The organism is Ruegeria sp. CDSA246, from assembly GCF_059611225.1.
Map to the genome: position 1 here is coordinate 1 of NZ_JBXWPD010000025.1, position 23739 is coordinate 23739.

The window sequence follows — 23739 nt, forward strand, 5'->3', positions numbered from 1 at the left end:
ACCTGACTTCGGAGAGAACCAAGACCCCGGCGGACAACAAATCCAACGCCCTTGACAATACCGCGATCAGAGAACCGCTTCCCGCCCTTCGTGACGGATGCCGCACCTTTCATGAATGAGCAGATTGGGCTCGAAGCAGACATGCGGCAGTGCAGCGGTCGAAGGTTGAGCCTGTTCCCGTAAGCAGACTTTAGGAAAAACGAGATGACCCGGCGATTTCATCGGCTTGGCCAATCGTGCTGATATTCGTCTTCCACAAGCCACCCTTCGCACAAACCGGGCTGATCGACGGCTCAGAGCCCAAGAATACCGGATGCTGCACCTCGCACCAATGGCTTGGAATCGCGGAAAGCCGACATTGGCTCCAATCAAGGCGGCACATTACCGGGTATTCATTTGTGATGCCCAAAAAATTTCTGATTTCAACGAACCGGTCGTTCGTTCATGAATCTCAGAGCTTCGCAAGAGGTAGCCTGAAAACAGAAGGATACACACGCGCTGCGTCAGGAAAAGTGTTCTTCCAGATGTCATTTATGATAACGGGCGAACTTGGAAAAGATGGCGCGAGACATTTGCTACTATACCTGAATCCTATGCGGTTTCGGCGCAGCAGACGTGTCGCAGAACCTGCGCGACGTTGCTCATGAAGGTGTCATCATACCCGGCGTCGTTTTCGAGAACGCTCAGGAACGCGCATGACGTGCCAGTGACCGTGTCCACCATCAGGAACTGGCCACCGTAACCGGCATGCGCAACCACCCGTCCGTCGGTCATGATATGGTTGGAGTAGCGCAGCCATTCTTTTGGCGGTGTCAGAGATGGTGCTGAGCGGGTCAGGCTTTGGCGGAGGAAATTTGCATTGGCACATGCGTTTCCAGACAGATCAAGACCGCCGCGCGCAAGAAATAGGCCAAACCGTGCGAGATCCCGAGCACTCAGGCAACCCCCACCGGAAAAGGCAGGGAAACCATCTTTGCTCAGGCTGATGTGAAAGGCGCCCTCGTAACCAACGGCATCTGCAATCCGTTCAATTTGTGCTGTAAGTGGGACGGGGCAAACCTGCGCTGCGATCAATGTCAGCACATCTGTGTTGGCCGACTTGTACTCCGCTACTGTTCGCGCCTCTGTCTCTCTGAACCCCCTAATTCTGGAAGCAAAGTCCTTGAGCGAGATTTCCTCCTGATCCTCGGTGGGTAGGCGCCAGCCCAGGGCAATCTCTTCATCATAGCAATCCGCATGCGGGTCATCATAGTCTTCGGTAAAATCATTGCTGACTGCCATATCCAGGAGAGCCTGAACGTTAACCTCGCGGTAGCCAGATCCAATATCGGGCAAATACTGTGCAACCTTTGCGTCAGGCGAGACGAACCCTTGGCCGATCAACTGTCCCATAATCAGGTGAATGTGCAGTTTTGTAATGGATTGGATCGAATGCGGTCGGTCTGTCCCAAAATCTGGTGCGGCCTGTTCCATGATCACCTGCCCGTCCCGTAGGCAGCAAAACGCAGAGAAGGCGGGATGTGCCAGAAGGTCCGCCAACGCGGGCACGGTTGCTGTCAGGTCCTGGTGGGCCTCTTCGAGCATCAACACATTTCGCGAACGCACCATCAGGGTGCGTCGGAACAGGCGGTGCGCGTTGTGAAATCCATGGCGGCGGTGGGCAGGCTGATTCCAACGCTGCTTGTTGTCTGGCCCCACGGTCAGATCGGGGTTGGGGGCTACCTTCAACCTGCTCATGTGCAATTCTCGTGGATCAACGCGTCGACGGCGACAACGTGGTCAGCATAGACAAACATCGGATTGATCTCAATTTCGCTGACCTTTTCGCGGGCCTGCAGGAAAGCATCACAAAGGTCGTTCAGCACGGTGACCACCTTGTTTATATCGGCGCGTGGACGGCCTCGAAAGCCTTCCAACAGGTGAAAAATCTTGAGCGATTTCAGAGCACTGGCGATATCGTCCTGCGTGGAGGGCAGAAGGACCGTTGTGGCATCCCCAACCAGTTCGGTCAAAACTCCGCCACTGCCCAGCACCAGTGCTGCGCCAAACTGCGGGTCATTGCGCAAGGTGACAATCATCTCTGCAACAGGCGTGGGCGACATGGCCTCAATCAGGTAGCTATCGCTCACGGCCTGCTTATCATAGGCAGTGACAGCCGTGTTCATTTGATCAAGTGCTTGCTTTAACGCGGCGCCATCGGCAATGCCCAGAGCAACCGCGCCTGCCTCACTCTTGTGGGCCAGCCGGGTAGACATCATCTTGAGCGCGACCGGATAGCCGATCTTTTTTGCGGCCACCTCGGCTTTTTGAGCCGTCGTTGTCCGGCCCGAAGGGACCGTGAAACCGCGCTCTGCAAGCCAGGCCTTGCCCGCGTCCTCAGTCAGCATGCCGAGTGAGCCAGGCGGGGTTCCGGCAATCAGTGGCTCCGGCCTTGTCGCCAGAATGCGATTACGTCGCGCGGCCCAAATGCTGGCGCTTTGCATGGCGTTGAGCGTTTCGTGAATGCCCTGCATCGGCGCGACTCCGATCGAGATCAGATAACGGCGGGTGACCTTGTCCAGATTCTCCGGCAGGGTCGCACAAATCGCTGCCGGGATTCCGCGATCGCAGGCAGCCTGTGCAAAGGCGCTGGCATCGTTTTGGTAATAGATCTTGGAGGCATCTAGCCCTTCTGCAGGATAGTCCTGCACCAGAACTGCCGCTTCGGCCCCTACGGCGTCCATCGCTTTGACGAAGACCGGATAGGTCAATTCGGCCTGCCCCCAGATCGGTGTGGTGTAATCCAGCGGGTTTGACACTGTTGCGATGTCTGGCAGCAGATCCACCAGGGCCGCATGCTCCGTTGCGCGGACAGCCGAGAACGTGAGCCCGATCTTTTCCGCGTGATCGGCCAGCATCGTCGCGCCGCCCCCCGAACAGGTGAAACCCGCAACGCTTGGCCCCTTGGGCGCGCCGACCACACAAAGGTACTTCAGCGTTTCCAGAAACTGCGCGGGGCTGGTGACACTGATCACGCCCGTGCGCGCAAACAACGCCTCATAGAGCGCGTCTGACCCCGACAGCGATCCCGTGTGACTGACAGTCAGAGCTGCGCCGATTGAAGAGCTGCCTGTCTTGAGCGCAACCACAGCCACGCCTCGCTCAATGGCTTTCAGGGCGGCGCGTTCAAAGGCGGGAATATCTTGAAGGCCCTCAATATGCAGCCCGATAGCACGCACTGCCGGGTCATCAGCGAAGGCGTCAAGAAAGTCCTCTAACCCCAGAACCGCCTGATTGCCTGCCGATACCATATATGCCAGTGGCAAGGAGCGCGCAGACATGGTGATGTCAGAGGAAAACATGCCCGATTGGGTGACAATCGCTGCACCGTAACCGGGTGACCAGCCACCGTGTTCGAAAGACCAAAGTGCTGCGTTGTCGATGTAGTTGATCAAACCGTAACAATTGGGACCGATGAGGGCCATGTCACCGGTTGCCTCGATCAGCGCCTGTTCTGCCGCCGCATCGCCGGTTTCCTTGAATCCTGCAGAAAAACAGACCACGCCACCGACGCCCATCTCAGCCAATTCGCCCAATGCGGCGACAATACCACCTGCGGGAATGGCCAGATAGACAGCATCAGGCGCTTCAGGCAGATCAGCGATACAGGGCACGCAAGGCACCCCCTTCAGATCTGTTCGCCTGGGGTTCACCGCCCACATTTGCCCTGCAAACCCACGCCTGCGCGCCTCTCTTACGGCAATGGTCGCATCCCGCCCGCCGATAAAAGCGATGGAGCGCGGCTTGAGAAGCCGCTCAAAGTTGGCGCGTCTCTTTGGGGTCATGCACCCAGGGGCCGCAGGATGGAGCGTGTGATGATGTGGCGTTGAATTTCAGAGGTGCCGTCCCAGATCCGCTCAAGTCGGCTGTCGCGCCAGAAGCGTTGGATCGGCATTTCCTCCATCAGCCCCATGCCACCGTAGATCTGCACCGCATCATCGGCGATCTTGCCCAGCATTTCTGAACAAAAGACCTTGATCATCGCCGCATCCGCATCGCTCATCACGCCCTGTTCGGCACGCGCCACGGCGTCTTTGACCATTAGGTCGGCTGCGCGCAATCCAATAGCGCCATCTGCAAGCCGGAAACCGGTGGCCTGAAACGCCCCGATGGGTTTGCCAAACTGCTTTCGGGACGCGGCCCATTCGGTGGCCATCTCCAGTATGCGCTCCGCCTTGCCACAACAGGTCGCCCCCACCCAGATGCGCCCCATGCCCAGCCATTTGCCAGAGAGTTCAAGACCACGCCCTTCTTCCCCCAGCACCTGCCCCGGACCAAGGCGCACATTATCGAAGTGCAGTTCAAACGTCTTGTAGCCGCGATAGCTGACACATTTGGTGCCTTCGCGGCAGTCAAAGCCCGGTGTGCCAACGTCCACCAAAAAGGCCGTCACCCGTTTGCGCGGTCCACGTGGCGTTTCGTCAGCACCCGTCGCAGCAAAAACGATCGCAAAATCGGGCATACAGGGGCCAGAGATGAAATGCTTTGAACCATTCAGGATCCAGTCATCTCCATCCCGCCGGGCGTTGGTTTTCATACCCATTACGTCCGACCCCGCGTCCGGTTCCGTCAGGGCGAACAACTCTCGTTTTTCACCGCGCACCGCGGGGAAAAGGTAACGTTCGCGCTGATCGCCCTCGCAAGCCATGAGCAGTTCCGTGGGACGCGCAGCCCAGCTTTGCAGGGCATGGCTGGTCTTGCCGTACTCGCGTTCAATCAAGGACATAGGCCCGTAACCAAGGCCTCCGCCCCCGACCTCTTCGGGCAAGTTGCAGGCAAACAGTCCCAACTCCTGGGCCTTCGCCTCAATCTGACGGCCAATCTCTTCGGGGACATAGCCCATCTGGTCCACTTCCTCCTCGTGTGGATACATTTCTGTTTCCACAAAGCGGCGGACGGTGCTGATCAGCAGTTCGGTTTCAACACTGGCTTCCATGTTCATAAGGCGCCTCCTTTATGGGGCTTCGGACTTGTCGTTACGACGGGACATGATCGAAAAGATCACGAAGGCAATAAGCGTGATGGCGATCAACACCACAGCGGCGGCGGCTACCGTCGGATCGGTGTTTTCGCGGATGCCGTTCCACATGCGGCGCGGCAGGGTGTAGACGGTGTATTTGGAGATGAACAGCGTCACGACAATTTCATCCCAGCTGAGAATGAAGGCAAAAAGCGCTCCGGCAAAGACCCCCGGTTTGATTGAGGGCAGGATCACCAGGCGCATTGTGGTCCAGTTCGAAGCACCAAGGTTCTTGGAGGCTTGTTCCAATTTGGGATCAAAGGTCGCCAGCGAGGCGCTGACTGTGATCAGCACCATGGGGGCTGCCAAGATCGTATGCGCGAGGATCAGCCCGGCGTAGCTGTCCAACAGGCCAAGCGGGATCCACAGTCGATAGAACGCCATGGCAGAAATGATCTGCGGGATGATCAGCGGCAGCAGCAGGAAGGCGCGCATCAGCTCGGAATACTTTGAGGATACCCGCCACAGGCCAATGGCACAGAGCGTGCCAAGGAATGTTGCCAGCAGTGAGGTCGAGACTGCGATCACGCCACTTTGGAAAAAGCTCGACAGCCATTCCTCGGAAGTGAACAGCTTTTGAAAATGGCGCAGGGACAATTCGCCCTTTGGCATAGACAGAAAACGCTTTGGCGTCAGTGATACGGGAATGGCGATCAGCGCGGGCGTCACCAGAAACAGCAACAAAACCCATGCGCCCACGCGGTTGAACTTGGAGAACAGACCTGATGTCATCGTGCAGCCCCCCCAAACACGGTGCTGAGCTTCATGAAACGCGACATGATCCACAGCATCGCCAGAACGCCCGTCAGCATGATTGCCGCCAGCATCGCGGCTGTGCCCCACTTCAGGGTGACCAGCAATTGCACAGAAATGTACTCTGCCACCATGAGCACTTTGCCACCGCCTAATACGGCAGGGGTGACGTAAAACCCAAGGCTCAGGATGAAGACCAGCAGGGTCGAAGCCACCAACCCTGGCAGGGTCAGTGGCAGGTAAATGCGCCAGAAGGTCTGCGTGCTGCTGGCGCCCAGATTGCGCGAGGCATCCATCACACGCGTATCAAGCGATTGCATCGAGACCAGCAGTGGCAGTACCGCATAGGGGATCATGTAATGCACCATGCCGATCAGCACGCCCAACTCATTGCGCATAAAGGCGATGGGCTCGGCAATCAGTCCAATGTTTTCCAGCGTACCGTTCACCAACCCTTTGCGCCCCAGCAGCATCAGCCAGCTAAAAGTGCGCACAAGGATGGAAATCCAAAAGGACACAAGAAGCAACGTCAGCATATAGTTCTTCTGGCGTTGGTGGCAGTGCACCATGGCATAGGCGATGGAATAGCCCAGCGTGACACTGAACATCGTGGTGATGATGCAGATGCGCACCGTAGTCCAGACAATGCGGATCAGCGCATCGCTTTCCGCCAGTTTGGCGTAATTACTCAATCCAGGTTCCGGGTCCGTGACGCTGAGCCACAGGATGTTCAGGATCGGCCCCAGATAGAGCGCTATGACCATCAGCATCAAAGGTGCGATGATCAGCCAGCCGGGGTGGATATGTCGGGTGAAGGCTTGCATGAAATGTCCTGGGCCAAATCGATGGCCGCCCGCAGGAAGACACGGGCGGCTATCAGGCGTGTTTAGCTGATCGCCTCAAGGAAGGCGTTCACCGCATCACCGCCGTTTTTCCCCCACCAGTCGGGATCGTTATAAACGATTTTGTCGATGTTCATTGCCGAGGTGATCGCATAAGGCTGCTGATCTTCGGGGATCTGGCCGAAGGCTTCGGGGTTAGAGGGCGTCATACCAAGGCAATCAAGCAGCGCCAGCTGTGCAGGCACCTCTTGCGCTGTGGCGATGAAGTCCATTACGGCCGCACCTGCGGGGTTGCCCTTGGGCACGATATAGGCCCCCGGCATCGCCATGGCCTGATTGTTCACCAGCTTGTAGCGCCCATCGGTGTCATTTTCGATGTTACGTCCCCGGTTCTGCCAGACCATGCCGAGCGAGACTTCGCCATTCACTACCATGGAATGCGCCTCGGACCCTGAGCCCCAGTAAAGGCTGTTGTCCTTGATCGATTTGATCTTGGCGAGGGCGCGATCCATGTCCAACGGGTAAAGCGCATCGCCCGCAACGCCATCCGCCATAAGTGCTGCTTCGAGCGAGCCATTGGCCCATTTGTACAGCGAGCGCATGCCCGGGAATTTGGCGGTATCAAAGAAATCCGCCCAGTTCTGCGGGGGATTATCGCCATAGGCTTCGGTGTCATAGACAAAGGCATAGCCATAAAGGATGATCGAAACCCCATATTCCAGCGCATAGCCTGGCAGGGTCTTTTCCTTGGAAACAACAGAGTAATCAATTGGTTCCAGATGGCCTGTTGGCCCAAGGGACACGGCATTGAAAAGGTCTGCGTCCGCAACGTCGGCAGTGACATTGCCGCTGTCGACCATTTCCTTGATCTTGCCTTCCAGAGGGCCGGAGGTGTCAAATTTCAGTCCCTTGCCAGTCTTGGCGGTGAAGGCATCGCCAATGGCGGAGCCGTGGCATTCTTCAGACTGGCCACCCCAGTTCCACATCACCACGTGATCAGCAGCGGCTTCGGCATCACCTGCCATCACGGCGCTCATCGCCACGCCCGAGGCACCACAAAGCGCCAGGAACGTGCGGCGATCCATGCGGCCTTTCTTGTAGGCCTGCGCGCTGTCTTGCAGCATCTCTTTCTTGAATTGTCTATCGTGCATTTTCATCCTCCTATTGGGTTCGGGAGTTCCCGGACTTTTGCTCAATGGCACCTTTTGGCGGCACACGTTTTTGGGGCTTTAGCCCGTTTGTAATTCCACAGCAGCTTCGTCTTTCCACAACAGGTCCACGGTATCGCCTTCGTTCAAGGCTTCGCTGTTGCGCCAGACATCGATGTCCACTTCGATTTCGGTACCATCGCTGGCATCCACGATGACGCGCTGCATTGAACCAAAGTAGGTAATAGAGCGCACCACCCCACTCGTCTGTGCCTCCGCATGGCCCGCGCCTTTGCGCAGGTCGATTTTTTCGGGACGCAGGGCGTAAGTTTTGCCGTCTTGCTGAATGAAGTTGGATTTGCCCAAGAAACTGGCCGTGAACTGGTTCACTGGCCGCTCATAGAGCTCCTGAGGCGTACCAATCTGTTCAATCGCCCCGTCGCGCATGATCACGATGCGGTCCGACATGGACAGCGCTTCTTCCTGATCATGGGTGACGTAGATGAAGGTCGTGCCAACTCGGCGGTGAATATCCTTGAGTTGCTCCTGCACCTCGACCCGCAGTTTCTTGTCAAGCGCGCCAAGCGGTTCGTCCAACAGCAACACCGGTGGCGCAAAACACAGCGCACGTGCCAGCGCGACGCGCTGTTGCTGCCCGCCGGACAGCTGCCCCGGCTTGCGGTCCGCGAAATCCTGCAGCTGAACCAATTCCAGCATCTCGTCGACCCGCGCCCTAATCTCTGACGTGGGACGTTTGCGCACACTCAAGGCGTATCCGATGTTGTCTCGCACGCTCATATGGGGGAACAGCGCGTAGCCCTGAAATACCATGCCAAAATTGCGTTTTTCCGCGGGGGTTTGCGCGATGGAGGACCCATCCAGCGCAATGTCCCCTTCAGAGATATCGAGGAACCCCGCGATCATCATCAACAGCGTGGTCTTGCCCGACCCCGAGGGGCCCAGCAGAGTCAGAAACTCACCTTTCTGAATATCCAGACTGATGTTGTTGACTGCCCGGAATGTCCCGAACAGTTTCGAGACATTACGCACCTGCAAACTGCCTGTATCGGCAAGGTCAGCCATCCGCGCCTCTCAACTTCAGCTTGTTGCGCGCCTCTTGCGGGGTCAGCACACGCCCCCCCATGCGCTCAATGATCTCGCGGGCACGGGTGACAAGCTGGCCGTTGGTCGCCAGAACCCCGCGCTCCAAATAGATGTTGTCCTCCAGCCCTACGCGCACATTGCCACCCAACGCGACAGAGGCCGCTGCCATGGGCATTTGACCGCGTCCAATCCCGAAGCTGGCCCAGCTGGCCCCGGCAGGCAGTTGCGCTTTCATGGCAGCCATGGTTTCGACGGTCTGATCCGCGCCCCAGGGAATGCCCAGACAAAGCTGGAACATGGGAGGCGCATCAATCAGCCCCTCATCCACCATCGCCTTGGCGAAGCGGATATGGCCAAGGTCAAAGACTTCCAGTTCCGGCTTCACCCCCCATTCCTGCACCAATGCCGCCATACGCCGCAGTGTTGGCGGGGTAGAGATATAGATCATGTCCGTGTCAGAGAAATTCAGTGTCCCGCAATCCAGTGAACATATATCGGGCAAGCATTCCTTGATGTGAGCGAGCCGTTCCTCGGGGCCGATCATGTCCGTGCCGGGGCCCGGCATCGCTGGGTTGGCCGGGTCCGAGATCCAGTCGCCGCCCATCCCGGCGGTCACATTGATCACCACATCGGTGTCACTGTCGCGCACCCGGTCCACGATTTCCTTGAAAAGCTTCGGGTCGCGTGAGCCTTGGCCCGTCTCGGGATCACGCGCGTGAATATGCGCGGCGGAGGCCCCTGCCTTGGCCGCCTCAATCGCCGCATTAGCGATCTCTTTCGGCGTGACGGGCACATGCGGACTTTTGCCCGTGGTATCGCCCGCGCCAGTCACGGCGCAAGTCAGGACAACCTCATAGTTCATCTGGCAAACCCCCTATTTTTTTCAGCTTGACGCGGGAAAGGGTAAGAAAGATGTCGATTATCCGACAGTCTTTCGGCTATGCTGGCGAAAAATCGCACTATGCAATCTGGACTTTAGCTCATGCAAATCGACATGACCCAGCAGACGCCCCGCGCTGTGCATCATGCCATTTTTGTGGTGGTCCCACGGTTCAACATAACCACATTGATCACCATGACCGAAACGATGCGGATCGCGAATTATCTTTCGGCAGAGCCCCTGTTTTCTTGGGACATCGTGTCCTTTGACGGCACTGAAATCGTGGCCAGCAATGGCATGACAACCCGCGTTTCAGCAGAGCAGGACAACCTGCCGCCAGCGGATTACATTTTTGTTTTGGGCAGCTGGGGGACGGAGCATTACGATAACCGCGCGCTTACCGCTTGGCTGCGCAAGCGCGCGCGGGCGGGGAGCAGTATCTGCGGGGTTGAGCTTGGCTGCTATATTGTCGCGCGGGCGGGTCTGTTGGACGGAAAGCCGGCGACGATCCACTGGTCCTGGCTCAGCGGTTTTCGCGAAAGCTTTAACCGGGTGGATGTGCAGGAATGCCTGTTCACCATCGAGGGCAAGATCATGACCTGCTCGGGTGGGCTCGCGGGCGTGGATCTAATGCTTCGTTTGATCGAGCGCACCCATGGCAGTGGCTTTTCGGGCGAAATTGCCGATCAAATGTTGCATCACCCGATCCGCAACGCGGGTGCGTCACAGCGGTCCACCATGGGGCGCAGCACGGAGACCATGCTGCCGCTGGTGCGTGAGGCGATGACGCTGATCGAAGGGAACATAGAAGAACCGCTCAGCGTGCCGGAGATCGCTGATAAGCTGGATGTCTCGCAGCGACAGCTAGAGCGGAAATTCAAGAAACACGTCGGTTGCACTGTGGTGCAGTTCGGTTTGTTGCGACGGTTGCAGAATGCGCGGTTGCTGCTGATCTCCACCGATCTCAGCGTGCGCGAGATTGCCACCGCGTCAGGGTTCAACACCCTGTCCCATTTTGCCTATTCCTTTGGCAAATTCTTTGGTCGCCGCCCTTCGGAATACCGAGAGGCATGGCCTGCAAATGAACCGGCGCCGAGTTGGCCCGGTTCCCTGTCAGATTTCCTTTCAACGCTTAAGGAGATTCCGGGCCGTCCCTAATCCAACCGCGCCTCGCGCAACGCGCGCAACACTGCGACAATCTCTCGATCGCGCTGCGCGGCCATATCCTCAAAGTGGCGATCTCCGGCGATGTCATTGCAACCATCGACCATGCGGCCACGCAGCTCTCGGGTGAGTTCTGGTGCCTCCAGCCGAGTCCAGGGCAGCTTTAGCGCGGGGCCAAACTGATCCAGATTGGTCGCCATGCCGCCCGCGCCACAGGCCACGTGAAAGGCCATACACTGACCTTGGGACACCATGCGCGGCGCAGGCCCATTCATCAAGGCAATGTCGATGTCTTCCGGCGTCGCCTCGCCATTGGCAACCATGTGCAAGGCCTCGCGCCAGAGCGCTTCTTGCAGGCGCGTCGCGACGAAGCCGGGGATTTCTTTTTTCATCAACAGCGGCGCTTTGCCCGCAATTTCGTAAAACTTCCCGGCCCATACCACGGCATCCGGCGCAGTTTTGTCACCGCCCACAATCTCGACCAGCGGCAGCAGGTAGGGCGGATTGAACGGGTGTCCGATCACGCAGCGTTCAGGGGTCGCGCATTTGGCTTGGATCTCGCTCATTGTCAGACCGGAGGTTGAGGAGCCGATGACAACGTCAGGCGGCAGCACCTCTCCCATCTGTGCGTAAAGCGATTGTTTGATCTCCAACCGCTCCGGTGCACTTTCCTGCACGAACTGCGCACCCTCCAGCGCCTGTTCAAGGTCGGTGACAATGCGGAGACGGTCCAAAGACGCGCCCTCAGCCAGCCCCAGATCCGTCAGACTGCCCCAGGCGGTGTTGAGGATCGAATGGAATGCTTCAGTTTCACTGGTGTCATGCAGATAGGCCGTCACATCATAGCCACGGGCCAGAAAATGCGCCGCCCAGCCGCCGCCAATTGGGCCCGCGCCAATGCTGGTGATGCGGGTGACGCTGATAGGATCAGGATACATCATTCACCTTTGAAGTTGGGTTCGCGCTTTTCCACGAAAGCCGCCACCCCTTCGGCAGCATCATCTGATTTGAGCATCTTGCGATAGATCGGCATCGGGTCCGTGCGCATCTTGTGAAACGCCTGCTCCAGTGGCACGCATTCGATTTCGCGCTGCACCTCTTTGACGGATTGCATCGCAAGCGGTGCCGACCAGGCAATCGAAGCCGCCCATTCGCGCGCAGCATCCATCAACTGCTCTTTCGGCACCACCTTGTTGACCAGCCCATAGTGCGCTGCTTCCTGCGCGGTCATGCGGCGGCCCAGCAAGAACATCTCCATCGCAATGTTGTGCGGAATGCGGCGCGGCAATCGTTGCAGCGCGCCCGCGTCCGGCACGATGCCTAGGGGCATTTCCGGCAGCCCGAATTCCACGTGATCGGCGGCGATCAGCAGGTCGCACCCCAACGCCATCTCGAACCCGCCACCAATGGCCAACCCATTGATCGCAGCAATTACGGGCTTGTTCAGCGCCCAGTTTTCAGTGAGCCCGGTGAAGCCGCCAAAGCCGTAGTCATCGGTCTCCCACCAATTATCGAGCTGCATCTCTCCGTCATTGAGCGCCTTTAGGTCCCACCCAGCCGAGAATATCTTCTCTCCACCACCGGTCAGGATCGCGCAGCGCAGATCCTTGTCTTCGTGCAGCTCCTGAAAGGCTGCAGCCAGCGCCTGTGACGTGGGCACATCAATGGCATTCACCTTGCCGCGCTCCAGCGTGACTTCCAGAACATGACCCTCGCGGTGAACCTTAACGCCGTCTGACATCTGCTTATCCCTCTTTGAATTCTGGCATTACTTCGTTGACGAACATGCGCAGGGATTTCTGTTGTGAAGCGTGATCGAGCCCCATGGAGGCGTAATAGATGTACTCATTCACACCCAGCGCCTGATAGCGCTTCAGCTTTTCGATGACCCGGTCGGGAGAACCGAACATCAAGTTCTCCTCCAACATCACGGGGTCGTATTGTTCCCGTCCCTCCAGTTCATCCAGCGGGATGGAGGCGGGGAAGCCGTCCTTCACATCGCCCAGATTGCGAAACAGGTTTTCGAACTGGCTCAGCAGGCGGCGGATCGCCCGCATCGCGTTTTCACCATCGGCTGCGTTGTCATAAACGCATGAATGGCGCATCAAGGCGAAGCGTGGCACCCAGCCGTTGTCGGCCTTTTCAATCGCCTCATCCAGTTGTTTCTTGTAGAGTTCGGCCTCTGCAAAGGGACGTGTGAACGGCCAGCAGTTCACATGGCACCTTTCCCGCATAGCGTAGTCATAGGTGATGGGTGAGCGCGCAGAGACCCAGACCGGCACCTCCTTCTGAAGCGGCTTTGGCACTGAGGTCGAGGTCGGGAATTGCCAGTATTCCCCGTTGTGTTCGTAGTCGCCCTTCCAAAGCTCACGCACCGCAGGCAGCATTTCCTGCATGTAACGCCAGGCATCAGATTGCTTGAGCCCCGGTCTCATTCGGTCAAACTCGCGCTGATAGGCCCCCGAACCGATGCCGAATTCCAACCGCCCGCCGGTGATCAGATCGGTGAACGCCGCTTCGCCCGCCAGGTTGATCGGGTGCCAATAGGCCGCCGTCGCAACGGCCGTGCCCAGACGGATGCGGCTGGTTTCGGCAGCCCACCAAGTAAGGATCTGGAAAGGGTTTGGCGCGATGGTCATTTCCAACGCGTGGTGCTCGGCGGCCCAGACGATATCAAACCCACCCTCTTCGGCGATCTGCACCATCTCCAGCGTGTGACGGGCGACATCCTGCATGTCCAGATTGTCGTCGATCCGCTCCATGTTCACGGCAAGTTGGAATTTCATTGTTCTCTCCCTCAACGCATTACAAACGGATTGGCCATCGGTTCATCAGACGTGTTCATCCAGATCGTCTTTGGGCGGGTATAGTCGTAGATCGCCTGGAACCCGCTTTCGCGGCCATATCCCGATCCTTTGTTGCCCCCGAACTCCGCAATCGGAGACACCACCCGATAGGTGTTCACCCAGACGATACCGGCACGCACTGCCGCCGCCATGCGCAGGGAGCGCGCGCTGTCGCGGGTAAAGATACCTGCTGCCAGCCCATGTTCGCTATCATTGGCCAATGCGAGCACCTCTTCCTCGGTTTTGAACCGCTGCACCGACAGAACCGGGCCAAACAATTCAGTGTCGACAATGCGCAGATCCTGACGAGGGACTTCGATGATCGTGGGTTCATAGAACAGGCCAGACATCCCCTTTGGCTGCTTGCCGCCGACCAGCACTTTGCCGCCTTCTGTTTGGGCATGCGCCACTTCTCGTTGGATATGCTCTAACTGTCCGGTGGTGCACAATGGCCCCATCTGGGTCTCATCCGCCAGCGGGTCCCCAATCACGATCTGGCGGGCCAGCGCGGTCATCTGCTCAAGGAATTGATCGGCAATGTCTTCGTGCAGGTAAAGCCGTGACCCAGCCACACAGCTTTGCCCCGTGGCGCCAAAGATGCCCGCGATAGAGGCGTTTACAGCGCTTTCGATATTGGCATCGTCAAAGACGATGAACGGGGATTTGCCCCCCAATTCCAACGACACTTCGGCAAAATTTCGTTTGACGTTCTCCAGCACATGCCGCGCGGCATTTGGCCCTCCGGTAAAGGACACACGGGCCACGAGCGGATGACCTGTGAGCGCACGGCCGCAGGGCTCCCCATGGCCGGTGATGATGTTGACGACGCCGGGGGGAATGCCCGCCTCTTCAATCAGCTTACCAAACTCCAGCATCGCCGCACTGGCATGTTCAGAGGCTTTCAGCACGACGGTATTGCCAGCCGCAAGCGCCGGGCCAATCTTGACGGCCACCAGAAACAGTTGCGAATTCCACGGCACCACGGCAGCCACCACCCCAAGGGGTTCACGCCTCGTGAAGACGAACATGTCGGGTTTGTCGATGGGCAGTGTTTCGCCGCTGACCTTGTCGGCACAGCCTGCAAAGAAGTGAAAGAACTCGGCGATATACGTCGCCTGCCAGCGGGTCTCCTTTAGCATCTTGCCGGTATCAATGGATTCCGTGCGCCCCAATGCTTCTGAATGTTCCGCCAGCAGATCGCCCAGCTTGCGCAGGCACTTGCCCCGTTGCGTCGGCGTCATGCCTGCCCAGGGTCCGGTTGTGAATGCGGCATGTGCGGCCTCAACTGCACGGTTCACGTCAGCCTCGGTCGCTTCGGGCACACGGCTCCAGACGTTGCCATCAGCGGGGTTCACGCTGTCAAAGGTGCCGCCGTCCTCTGCATCACACCACTGTCCGTCGATCAGCATTTGGTAGTTGGTGATTTCACCCATGGCCTGCATCCCCCCTCTGTTACCCTCTCATTCATCTCCGCTTTTGCGTCACATGTGCACGAAATTACGACAAAGGTTGTCGAAAAATCTGAAAGCGCTTTTGATGGATCAAGGCAGGCTTGCCGCAAGGGAGGCCGTATTTATGGCGAAGAAAAAGCAAGTGATTGGCGGCCCGCTTGAAATTGGCGGGCGGGTCTTATCCCTGTCGCGTGCCATACGGGCGGGTGATTTTGTGTATCTGACCGGGCAAATCCCCATGAAAGATGGCGCGCCTATGACCACCGGCACGGTAAAGGAGCAAACCCGCGCCGTGCTGGATGACATCACCGCCACGCTGGCGCTGGCGGACTGCACCCGCGATGATGTGATCAAAGCGATGGTTTGGTTGCGGGATCGCAGCGACTTTCCCGGTTTCAATGCGGTCTACGGGGAGTACTTTCCAATAGAACCGCCCACTCGGTCGGCGGTGGTCAGCGATCTGCTGGTCGATGTCCGGGTAGAGGTCGAGGTGGTCGCCTACCGCCCGTTAGACGATGCTTAAGGCGCCTGATGGTACTGCCTACAGCTGGGCTGGGCCTGGGGTTGGGCCGGTCGTGGTGATGATCCACGGCCTGGGTCTGAACCATGACTGTTGGCAGTGGACGACCCCCGCGCTGAGTGATCAATACCGCGTGCTGCACTATGACCTTTTCGGACATGGACAAAGTACACCGCCGCCCGCGAGGCCGAGTCTATCGCTGTTTTCGGATCAACTGGCGGCCCTACTGGATCACTGTGATGTCCGCTCAGCGACCTTGGTGGGGTTTTCCCTTGGCGGCATGATCGCGCGTCGGTTTGCGCAGGACCGTCCGGCCAGGGCGGACGCACTGGCAATCCTGCACTCACCCCACAAACGCACCGATGCGGCTCAGGCTGCTATTCTAAAACGTGTCGATCAAGCCCGCCGAGACGGACCACAAGCCACTGTGGAGGCCGCGTTGGAACGCTGGTTTACGGCAAATTTCCGACAGGCCAACCCGGCAATGATGGACACCGTGCGCGGCTGGGTAAAGGCAAACGACATTAGCATTTATCACACGATCTATCGTGTATTGGCGGATGGCATCGACGAAATCGTGGCCCCAACGCCGCCCATCAGCTGTCCTGTACTGGTGATCACCGGCGACGAAGACTATGGCAACGGCCCCGAAATGACCCGCGCCATAGCCGCAGAGATTGAGCAATCAAAGGCTGTTATCCTTTCGGGTCTCCGTCACATGGCGCTGGCCGAAAACCCCGACGCCGTGAACGCCCCCCTGCGCGGCTTTCTTGATGGTCTGGAAATGGCCATATGAGCACACAAATCCTGAAAGGTCTGCGCGTGCTGGATCTGAGCCGCATGTTATCCGGCCCTTACTGCACCATGCACCTTGCGGATCACGGTGCAGAGGTGATCAAGATCGAAGCGGGTACGGGCGATACGAGCCGTGGCAATGGCCCATTCCGCGACGATGATCCCGATCACAACTGGGCCGGTTACTTCGTCAGTTTGAACCGCGGCAAGAAGAGCATCCAACTGGACCTGAAATCAGATGGGGGAAAGAACCAGTTTCGCGCGCTTGCCGCCACTGCGGATGTCATTGTCGAAAACTTTCGGCCCGGCGTGATGGATCGCCTGGGCCTTTCTTATGAAACACTCGCCGAGCTGAACCCAAGAATCGTCTATGCGGCAATCAGAGGATTTGGCGATCCGCGCACAGGGACAAGCCCATATGCGCACTGGCCGTCCTATGACGTGGTAGCGCAAGCTATGGGCGGATTGATGTCCATCACCGGGCCGAACGCCGACAGCCCCACCAAGACCGGCCCCGGCGTCGGCGACATCTTCACCGGCATGATGATGGCTTTTGGCATCATGGCCGCCTTGCGCGAGGCGGAAGCAACCGGCAAAGGACAGTTCGTCGACGTGGCCATGTACGACGCCATGATCTCTTTGTGCGAGCGCATGGTCTACCTTCATGATTACACCGACAAGGTGCCGGGGCCCGAAGGCAACGGGCACCCCTTTCTCAGCCCGTTCGGATTGTACCCGGCAGCGGACGGGCACGTGGCGCTTGGCATCGTCGACGATGCGTTTTGGCGCCGTTTGACTGAGCTGATGGGGAAGCCTGCCCTTGGTACTGATCCCCGGTTTGCCTCGCGCAGCGCACGGGCTGCCCACGCGGGTGAGGTTGACCGCCTGGTCTCAGGCTGGTTCTCAAAGCTGAGCAAAGCTGAGCTGACCAAAACACTGGGCGGTGAGGTTCCCTTTGGCCCATTAAACACCATTCAGGACATTGCCCGCGACCCCCATATCGAGGCTCGTAAAATGCTCACACAGGTGCACGGCCCGGATGCTGAAACGAGGCCCTGGACGGTTGCCGCCAACCCGCTGCGCTTTGGCGCGCACGGGCATGGGACATTGAACCCGCCACCCGCTCTGGGGGCGGACAATGACGTGCTTGAGACCCTGACGCCAACCTCATCACCCATGGCACCGGAAACCAAGCGCACCCTGCGCGACGCCTTTGGGCGTTTCGCCACGGGGGTCACGGTTGTCACGACCCGCCAGTCTGACGGCACGCCGCGTGGCTTTACGGCAAATTCCTTCTCTTCTGTCTCGCTCGACCCACCACTCTTGCTGGTCTGCATCGGCAAGGCTGCACTTTCCTGCGACACATTCGCAACCTGTGATCATTTCACGGTCAACATTCTGGCAGATGATCAAAAGGAGGTTTCGGGCCTCTTTGCCTCGCAGTCGCCAGAGAAGTTCAACAGCGTCAAATGGCATCCCAATGCGCAAGACATGCCCGTTATCGATGGTGCCCTTGCCAGCTTTGGCTGCGCGCAACATAGGCTGGTGGATGCAGGGGATCATCTGATCCTTATTGGTTGTGTGCTCGACTTCGAGACATCCGATGGGGATCCTCTGGGGTACTACAAGGGCGCATACTTTGATCTTGGGTTGGACCGTGCGGTGACCGAAGCAGCAACCAAAGGTGATGTGACAATCGCGGCTGTTTTGGCACACGAAGGCGGGTTGCTGCTGAAAGAAGAGGCTGACGGAAGTGTGACGCTGCCATCCGCGTCCTCGACACAGGCCTTACTCAAGGCTCTGGGCGATGAATTGATGAAGGCAGAATTGACGCAACTTTATGCTGTCTATCAGGTCACGGAAACGGGTGCGCAACGCATCGTCTATCACGCGCGCGTGCAGGGCGATGCCGATACCGGGTTGACGTTTTTCTCCCTTGATATCTTGCCACTGTCGCGGGTGTCCGACGATGCCGAGCGTTCTCTCTTGCGCAGATACGCGCAAGAGCACCGGCATGGCACCTTCGGCATATATCAGGGAACCGAAGTCGAAGGCGTTGTGCACAGACTGTCCGGAAATCACAAATATCACATCTGACAGGAGAATTCCCATGATACCCGAACTGCGCAAAGTCATTACATTTGACGAAGACATCCATACCGAAGGCGGACGTGCCTCTGACCCTGTCTTGCGCATGATCGGAGTGGCAGCCGTAGTGGAAAACCCCTGGGCGGGGCGTGGGTTCGTCGAAGACCTGCAGCCAGAGATCCAGCGCATGGCTCCCGTTCTGGGCAAAATACTGACCGATCGCCTGATTACATTGGCAGGTTCGGGCGACGCAATAGAGGCCTACGGAAAAGCCTGCATCGCCGGAACCAGCTGCGAAGTGGAGCACGCTTCGGCGCTGATCCACACTTTGCAGTTTGGCAATTTCTACCGCGAGGCCGTTGATGCCAAAAGCTATCTTGGTTTCACTAACACGCGCGGACCGGCAAACACCCAGATCCAGATCCCGTTGATGGACAAACATGATACGGGTCGGCGCTCGCATTATCTGACCGTTCAGTTTTCCATCTATGACGCACCTGATGTGAATGAACTTGTCGTCGCATTGGGGGCCGCGACCCGAGGACGTCCACATCATCGTATCGGAGATCGATATTCTGATCTTGCAGCCTTGGGGCGCGACGTAGAGAACCCTGCCGGTGTTTGAGCAGACGCGATCTGCACGCGATCAAACCAAGGCGTGCAATGACCTCGCCCAAACTATAGAGGTGGGTTTGGACTACCCTAGTGGGAATTTCCCAAGCTATGAATAAAAAGGCGAACGTCGGCTTCGGTGGCTCGATAGTTGCCCATCGCCCTCGCAGCGAAAGGCCACTTTAGCCCGACGTGCTTTTCGCTGCGGGTGCAAAGCACATGAAGCGGTCATTGAGAGCGAAAAACTTAACGGCAGGTCTGTCCGCAACTCAGACGCTCGATACTCGCGCAGCGAACGACCGATTTTGAGTTGCCCCGATTTGGTAGACTTGAACGTCCGCTTTCGGGAAATCGCGCTGCAGTGCCGCGAACTCTCCGGTGATTTTGTTGGTGAGGAGGCGCGATGTTTGCGGCGACAGCATCCGGCAGCTTCGTCCGCACAGTGGACATTCAAGCAAGTTGCAGCAAACGACCGGTATGCGGACAAACCCGCCGTTCCCTGAGAAAACGGATAGGCATACCTTTTTAATGATCGCTTCCACGGTCTTTGGTCAATTCGAAATCTTAGTTACCGATCATTCCACTGCACGTTTATAGTTATTAGGCATGTTGCCGGTTCTAACAGTCTATGAACGTGGTAGTGTTTTCGAGCCAACTTGCGGGAAGTAACCATGAGTCAACGTCGTCTTGCTGCAATTGTGTCTCTCGATGTCGTCGGCTTCAGTCGGATGATGCAGGGCGGCTCCAAGCTACTTCTCAAAACACTGAACACCTTGTACCGCGATTTGGTAACGCCGATCGTTGAGCAAAAATCTGGCCGGGTGGTCAAACTGTTGGGCGACGGAGCATTGATTGAATTTCCGTCAGCAGGAAACGCCCTAGAAGCGGCAATTGCGATCCAAACCGAGCTAAGAGAGCCAGACCATCCCTATTTGGTTCCGGAACGTATCCAGCTTAGAGCGGGTTTGCATGTCGGCGACGTCACCGTCGATGGCGACGATATCTTCGGAGACGGCGTCAACATCGCTACGCGGCTCCAATCGGCAGCTGAACCCGGGGGCATTCTGGTCTCAAAGGTACTTTGTGATCTTGCCGGAGCGGACTATGCCAAACGTTTGCGCCGAGAAGGGCTTCACACGTTCAAAGGCATTGAACAGCCGATCGAAGTTTTGTCGATCAACTTCACCGATGAACATGTGTCCAAATCGCGCGCTAACTTCGCCAAAACACAGGAAATTCGTTATTGCAAAACTAACGACAACATTAGTCTGGCCTGGAGCTCAGTTGGGGACGGTCCTCCGGTCGTAAAGGCGCCAAGTTGGATTGGACACTTGGAACTTGACTGGCGCAATCCGGGGAAAGCTCCAATTTACACTTCCATCGCTCAACGACATCGTTTGGTCCGTTTTGATGCCAGGCTCAACGGTCTATCCGACTGGGATGCAGAAACTTGCACGTTCGAACGGTTCGTTGATGACTTGGAAACCGTTTTCGACGCAGCGGGTATCAAACGCGCGCCGATCCTTGCGATATCGCAGGGGTCCGCAGTGGCAGCTGCCTTCGCAGCGCGCCGACCTGACCGTGTGTCTGCGATCGTAATGATAGGTGGGTTCCCTATTGGTCGGGCAAAAAGAACGTCGCAAAAAGATGTGGAACGCGCCAACGCAATTAAGCAAATGATGACTGCCGGGTGGGATGATGATTATCCGTCTCTGCGTGATTTAATGGCGCAAATCATCGTGCCGGGCGCGAGCCAAGAAGAACGGCGGCAATATGCCGAAGATATGCGCAAGATGATTTCACCCGAAAACATGGGGCGGTATCGCGGCGTGATTGATAACATCGATATCACACCGATATTGTCCGAGGTCGAAGTGCCGTGCCTTGTTTGTCATGGGACGAGTGACAGGATGCAGCCGGTCGAACAAGGACGGTTGTTTGCAAAAGGATTACCCAACGCGAAGTTCATCGCCTACGAAAGCTCGAACCATACCATCCCTGACAACGACCCGGAATGGCCGCGTTTTGAGAGGGACGCCTTGGCTTTCTTGGCTGAACACAGCTGAATTATTGCTCCAAGTGCCTTCGGGTCTGGCGCTATTTCTCTCAAAACAAATGCAACAAGAGTACTTCGCCAGATTAATGGAACACAGAGTTGCGATAAATGCAGTCAGGCTCTCCTACGCCCAAGACGTCGAGGGAGAGTCGGTGGTCTTTGTTCATGGATAGAATGCGGATCATCGGGTTTGGGATGCGCACCGTGATTTAATCGCCCCACATCCGATGCAGCTTCCCGCGAAAGTAGACGTTCAAGCAAGTTGTCGCGAATGTCTGCAACGCGGACTTTTCTGCCGTTCGCACTGTTCAGCCCAACTGGCGCTTTCGGCCCTTACCGGACCTTGGTTCCTTTATCGCGATGCCGCGTTGCGGCCCGTCATTCCAGACATTCGCCGCAGGCGCAAAGCCAACGACTCGTCGAACTCATAGATTGCGCAATTAAATTTGAGTTCGCTACTGGTTCAGAGCCAATTTGAACGGTCGAATGAAAACCATCGGCGGGGCCTGGCTGCAGGGCCAGGTTCATAGCCTTAACGATTGTGTTGGCCATCGTCGAAATGCGGTTCGGGTTTATGATTGTCTTTTCTTGGCCAGAACCAGGGAAACAGAAGTTCTGTTGCCCCTGGAAGCGAGGAGATACGTCGAGACATTGGTAGGGTTCCATTTGTAATTGATATGGATCGACCCTGCTCACCTCATCTCTAACCAACCACTGACATGATACGGATTACCCGTAAGTCATCCGTAAGTCTCTTGGCACAATAGACCTCAACAGGCATGTTAAATCACGAAGTCCTCCAACGTTTGTGGGTCTGTATGCCAGTTCAACCTTCTCTGTTTGCTGAAAAGCTACGCCGCTGGCGTTCCGACAACGGCACCCACGGTCGCATCACACAAGAGGTATTGGCAGCGTTGTTAGATGTAAGTGTAGATGCAATCGGCAAATATGAACGCTCGCTGTCGTTCATTCGAGGCGACCTGGAGAGCAGATTGTCGGAAAGGTTGGGGTGGAGCATTGACGAGATACTAGCTTGTCGGCTGGATTGGGAGGCACGACAGGGTAATTTTGTCGATACAAAGTACCAATTGCTGGACGATGCGCTGGTGGACAGGCATTTTAACGGGTCATACCGGGAGGCGATCTGCCACATGATCTCAACCGCGGACACGGAATTGGGTCGATTACCCGAGGAGCTGGCCGCCGATGAGAGAGTTTTCCTGCCGATCTATCAAACCTACGACGATCATTGGCAAATGGTTATCAGGGATGGTCGGATGGTCGCAAAATGGGCTCTGCTATTGCTATTCCCTGAAGATGAAGCCGAATTTCGTGCGTGTAGACTGCGTGAATCAAATCTATCCGTCGAGCGAGTACGACAGCCTATCCTGCCGGGCACATACTTCGGCTATTGCCCTGCCTTAATTGTTAGCCGTGGTCACGAAAGTGCTGCGCCTTTGTTGTTGTCGTCCTTTGTAACCTACCTAGAACAATTGGCTCGTCGCGATATTGTTCTGCATGGACTCGGCTCTATTAGCTGTTCGCCAGGTGGGGCTCAGGTGTGTCAGGACCTGGGAATGACCCGTCTTGGCGACTACCGGCTTGGGCCGGAATATGGAGTATGGGAATTGCCTGGCTCGGCGGTGTCCGCTTCGCTTTTCGGTCGGCGCAGTCCAATGCTGCGCCAAGCCTACACCCAAGCTTTTCTAATTTAATTGCGGGTCAGGGCCTCAAATATATCGTCAAACATGGCAACGCTGCCTCGGTGGTTGACATGACCCCGGAAAAGCTCGCCGGCGATACCGGCTACGGTTCAGCTGAGATGCTGGGCTGGCTGGTGGAGGAACGTGGCGTCGCCCCACACATCCCGGTTTGGGATAAATCGAAAGGAACGGCACGTTCTCTCGTGAAGACTTCGTCTACGATCCAGCAACTGACAGCTACACATGTCCCGGTAACAAGGAACTGCGGACATATCGCCGGAACTTCTCAAAACCACGAAAGCCCAACGGCGGCAAAGATGGTTTCATCCGATACCGCGCCTCAAAACACGACTGCGATGTATGCCCGCTCAAACCGCAATGCTGCCCAGGTGATCCGGGGCGACGCGTGATGCGATCCGTCCACGAAGCGGCTCGCGACGTTGCCCGCGATATCCGAAAAACCGACGCCTACATGACGTCGTTCATTCAGAGGCGGAAAGTCGAGATGCTGTTTGCACATCTAAAGCGATACATAGGCGTGTCGATGATGCGGCTGAGAGGACCCAAGGGCGCATATGAACAGTTCCAACTCGCAGCCACGGCCCAAAACCTTCGGAAACTCGCAAAACTGGTTCCGCAACCAGAACCAACAGGCTGAGAGGAACGGACCAGCTGCTTTGGGCTTCGCCCATCGGCAGCTCCAAGGTCGACTTATTCA

The 23739-nt window shown here is 57.2% G+C and carries 20 protein-coding genes; 8 read left to right on the forward strand and 12 right to left on the reverse strand.

Annotated elements, in window-relative coordinates; translation table 11 throughout:
• Positions 1 to 591 precede the first annotated feature (591 nt).
• From AC2FI9_RS21365 to AC2FI9_RS21400, 8 genes are all read right to left on the reverse strand, one after another.
• Positions 592 to 1737, reverse strand: coding sequence for a serine hydrolase domain-containing protein (locus AC2FI9_RS21365; protein ID WP_282119703.1), 1146 nt, complete (start codon positions 1735 to 1737; stop codon positions 592 to 594).
• Positions 1734 to 3824, reverse strand: coding sequence for an acetate--CoA ligase family protein (locus AC2FI9_RS21370; RefSeq protein ID WP_282119702.1), 2091 nt, complete (start codon positions 3822 to 3824; stop codon positions 1734 to 1736). Before AC2FI9_RS21370 ends, AC2FI9_RS21365 begins: the two co-directional genes overlap by 4 nt.
• Entirely contained in the window at positions 3821 to 4981 is a 1161-nt protein-coding gene (locus tag AC2FI9_RS21375) for an acyl-CoA dehydrogenase family protein (RefSeq protein WP_496770593.1), read from the reverse strand. Before AC2FI9_RS21375 ends, AC2FI9_RS21370 begins: the two co-directional genes overlap by 4 nt.
• A gap of 12 nt (positions 4982 to 4993) precedes the next feature.
• Positions 4994 to 5791 carry an ABC transporter permease gene (locus AC2FI9_RS21380; protein WP_108862254.1) on the reverse strand — a complete coding sequence of 266 codons (798 nt, stop codon included), beginning with the start codon at positions 5789 to 5791 and terminating at the stop codon, positions 4994 to 4996.
• Positions 5788 to 6636, reverse strand: a complete 849-nt coding sequence (locus AC2FI9_RS21385) for an ABC transporter permease (protein ID WP_058272685.1) — start codon at positions 6634 to 6636, stop codon at positions 5788 to 5790. The genes AC2FI9_RS21380 and AC2FI9_RS21385 overlap by 4 nt, the downstream gene beginning before the upstream one ends.
• 62 nt (positions 6637 to 6698) lie before the next feature.
• Positions 6699 to 7805, reverse strand: coding sequence for an extracellular solute-binding protein (locus tag AC2FI9_RS21390; protein WP_058272769.1), 1107 nt, complete (start codon positions 7803 to 7805; stop codon positions 6699 to 6701).
• A 78-nt stretch (positions 7806 to 7883) separates the two neighbouring features.
• Positions 7884 to 8885: an ABC transporter ATP-binding protein gene (locus tag AC2FI9_RS21395; protein WP_282119701.1), complete on the reverse strand. Its 1002-nt coding sequence runs from the start codon at positions 8883 to 8885 to the stop codon at positions 7884 to 7886.
• Positions 8878 to 9768: a beta-keto acid cleavage family enzyme gene (locus AC2FI9_RS21400; RefSeq protein ID WP_058272684.1), complete on the reverse strand. Its 891-nt coding sequence runs from the start codon at positions 9766 to 9768 to the stop codon at positions 8878 to 8880. Before AC2FI9_RS21400 ends, AC2FI9_RS21395 begins: the two co-directional genes overlap by 8 nt.
• Positions 9769 to 9900: 132 nt before the next feature.
• On the opposite strand from AC2FI9_RS21400, the gene AC2FI9_RS21405 reads away from it, so the two are divergent.
• Positions 9901 to 10944, forward strand: a complete 1044-nt coding sequence (locus AC2FI9_RS21405; RefSeq protein ID WP_496726481.1) for a GlxA family transcriptional regulator — start codon at positions 9901 to 9903, stop codon at positions 10942 to 10944.
• Here the strand turns inward: AC2FI9_RS21405 and AC2FI9_RS21410 are convergent.
• From AC2FI9_RS21410 to AC2FI9_RS21425, 4 genes are read right to left on the reverse strand one after another with little or no spacing between them, the layout of a single operon-like run.
• Positions 10941 to 11891: a 3-hydroxyacyl-CoA dehydrogenase NAD-binding domain-containing protein gene (locus tag AC2FI9_RS21410; RefSeq protein ID WP_282119699.1), complete on the reverse strand. Its 951-nt coding sequence runs from the start codon at positions 11889 to 11891 to the stop codon at positions 10941 to 10943. The two genes, AC2FI9_RS21405 and AC2FI9_RS21410, sit on opposite strands and share 4 nt — an antisense overlap.
• Positions 11888 to 12691 (reverse strand): carnitinyl-CoA dehydratase, encoded by an 804-nt coding sequence (locus tag AC2FI9_RS21415; protein WP_108862257.1) that lies wholly within the window; start codon positions 12689 to 12691, stop codon positions 11888 to 11890. Before AC2FI9_RS21415 ends, AC2FI9_RS21410 begins: the two co-directional genes overlap by 4 nt.
• 4 nt (positions 12692 to 12695) lie before the next feature.
• On the reverse strand, positions 12696 to 13736 hold the full coding sequence (locus AC2FI9_RS21420) for an LLM class flavin-dependent oxidoreductase (RefSeq protein ID WP_282119698.1): 1041 nt from the start codon (positions 13734 to 13736) through the stop codon (positions 12696 to 12698).
• A gap of 11 nt (positions 13737 to 13747) precedes the next feature.
• Entirely contained in the window at positions 13748 to 15229 is a 1482-nt protein-coding gene (locus AC2FI9_RS21425) for an aldehyde dehydrogenase (protein WP_496770595.1), read from the reverse strand.
• Positions 15230 to 15371: 142 nt separating this feature from the next.
• Here AC2FI9_RS21425 and AC2FI9_RS21430 point away from each other — a divergent pair, with 142 nt between their 5' ends.
• The 7 genes from AC2FI9_RS21430 (at position 15372) to AC2FI9_RS21460 (ending at position 23679) form a co-directional block, all read left to right on the forward strand.
• Entirely contained in the window at positions 15372 to 15770 is a 399-nt protein-coding gene (locus AC2FI9_RS21430; protein ID WP_282119696.1) for a RidA family protein, read from the forward strand.
• Positions 15763 to 16563: an alpha/beta fold hydrolase gene (locus AC2FI9_RS21435; RefSeq protein ID WP_496707697.1), complete on the forward strand. Its 801-nt coding sequence runs from the start codon at positions 15763 to 15765 to the stop codon at positions 16561 to 16563. The genes AC2FI9_RS21430 and AC2FI9_RS21435 overlap by 8 nt, the downstream gene beginning before the upstream one ends.
• Entirely contained in the window at positions 16560 to 18659 is a 2100-nt protein-coding gene (locus tag AC2FI9_RS21440; RefSeq protein ID WP_282119694.1) for a CoA transferase, read from the forward strand. Before AC2FI9_RS21435 ends, AC2FI9_RS21440 begins: the two co-directional genes overlap by 4 nt.
• A gap of 13 nt (positions 18660 to 18672) precedes the next feature.
• Positions 18673 to 19275, forward strand: a complete 603-nt coding sequence (locus AC2FI9_RS21445) for an amino acid synthesis family protein (protein ID WP_496770597.1) — start codon at positions 18673 to 18675, stop codon at positions 19273 to 19275.
• Between the two features lie 658 nt (positions 19276 to 19933).
• The gene (locus AC2FI9_RS21450) at positions 19934 to 21328 is read left to right on the forward strand and encodes an alpha/beta fold hydrolase (RefSeq protein ID WP_496770599.1); all 1395 of its coding nucleotides are present in this window, start codon (positions 19934 to 19936) and stop codon (positions 21326 to 21328) included.
• A gap of 769 nt (positions 21329 to 22097) precedes the next feature.
• Complete coding sequence (locus AC2FI9_RS21455; protein WP_377189674.1) at positions 22098 to 23033, forward strand: helix-turn-helix domain-containing protein; 936 nt, start codon at positions 22098 to 22100, stop codon at positions 23031 to 23033.
• Between the two features lie 250 nt (positions 23034 to 23283).
• Positions 23284 to 23679 (forward strand): transposase, encoded by a 396-nt coding sequence (locus AC2FI9_RS21460; protein ID WP_496770620.1) that lies wholly within the window; start codon positions 23284 to 23286, stop codon positions 23677 to 23679.
• Positions 23680 to 23739 lie beyond the last annotated feature (60 nt).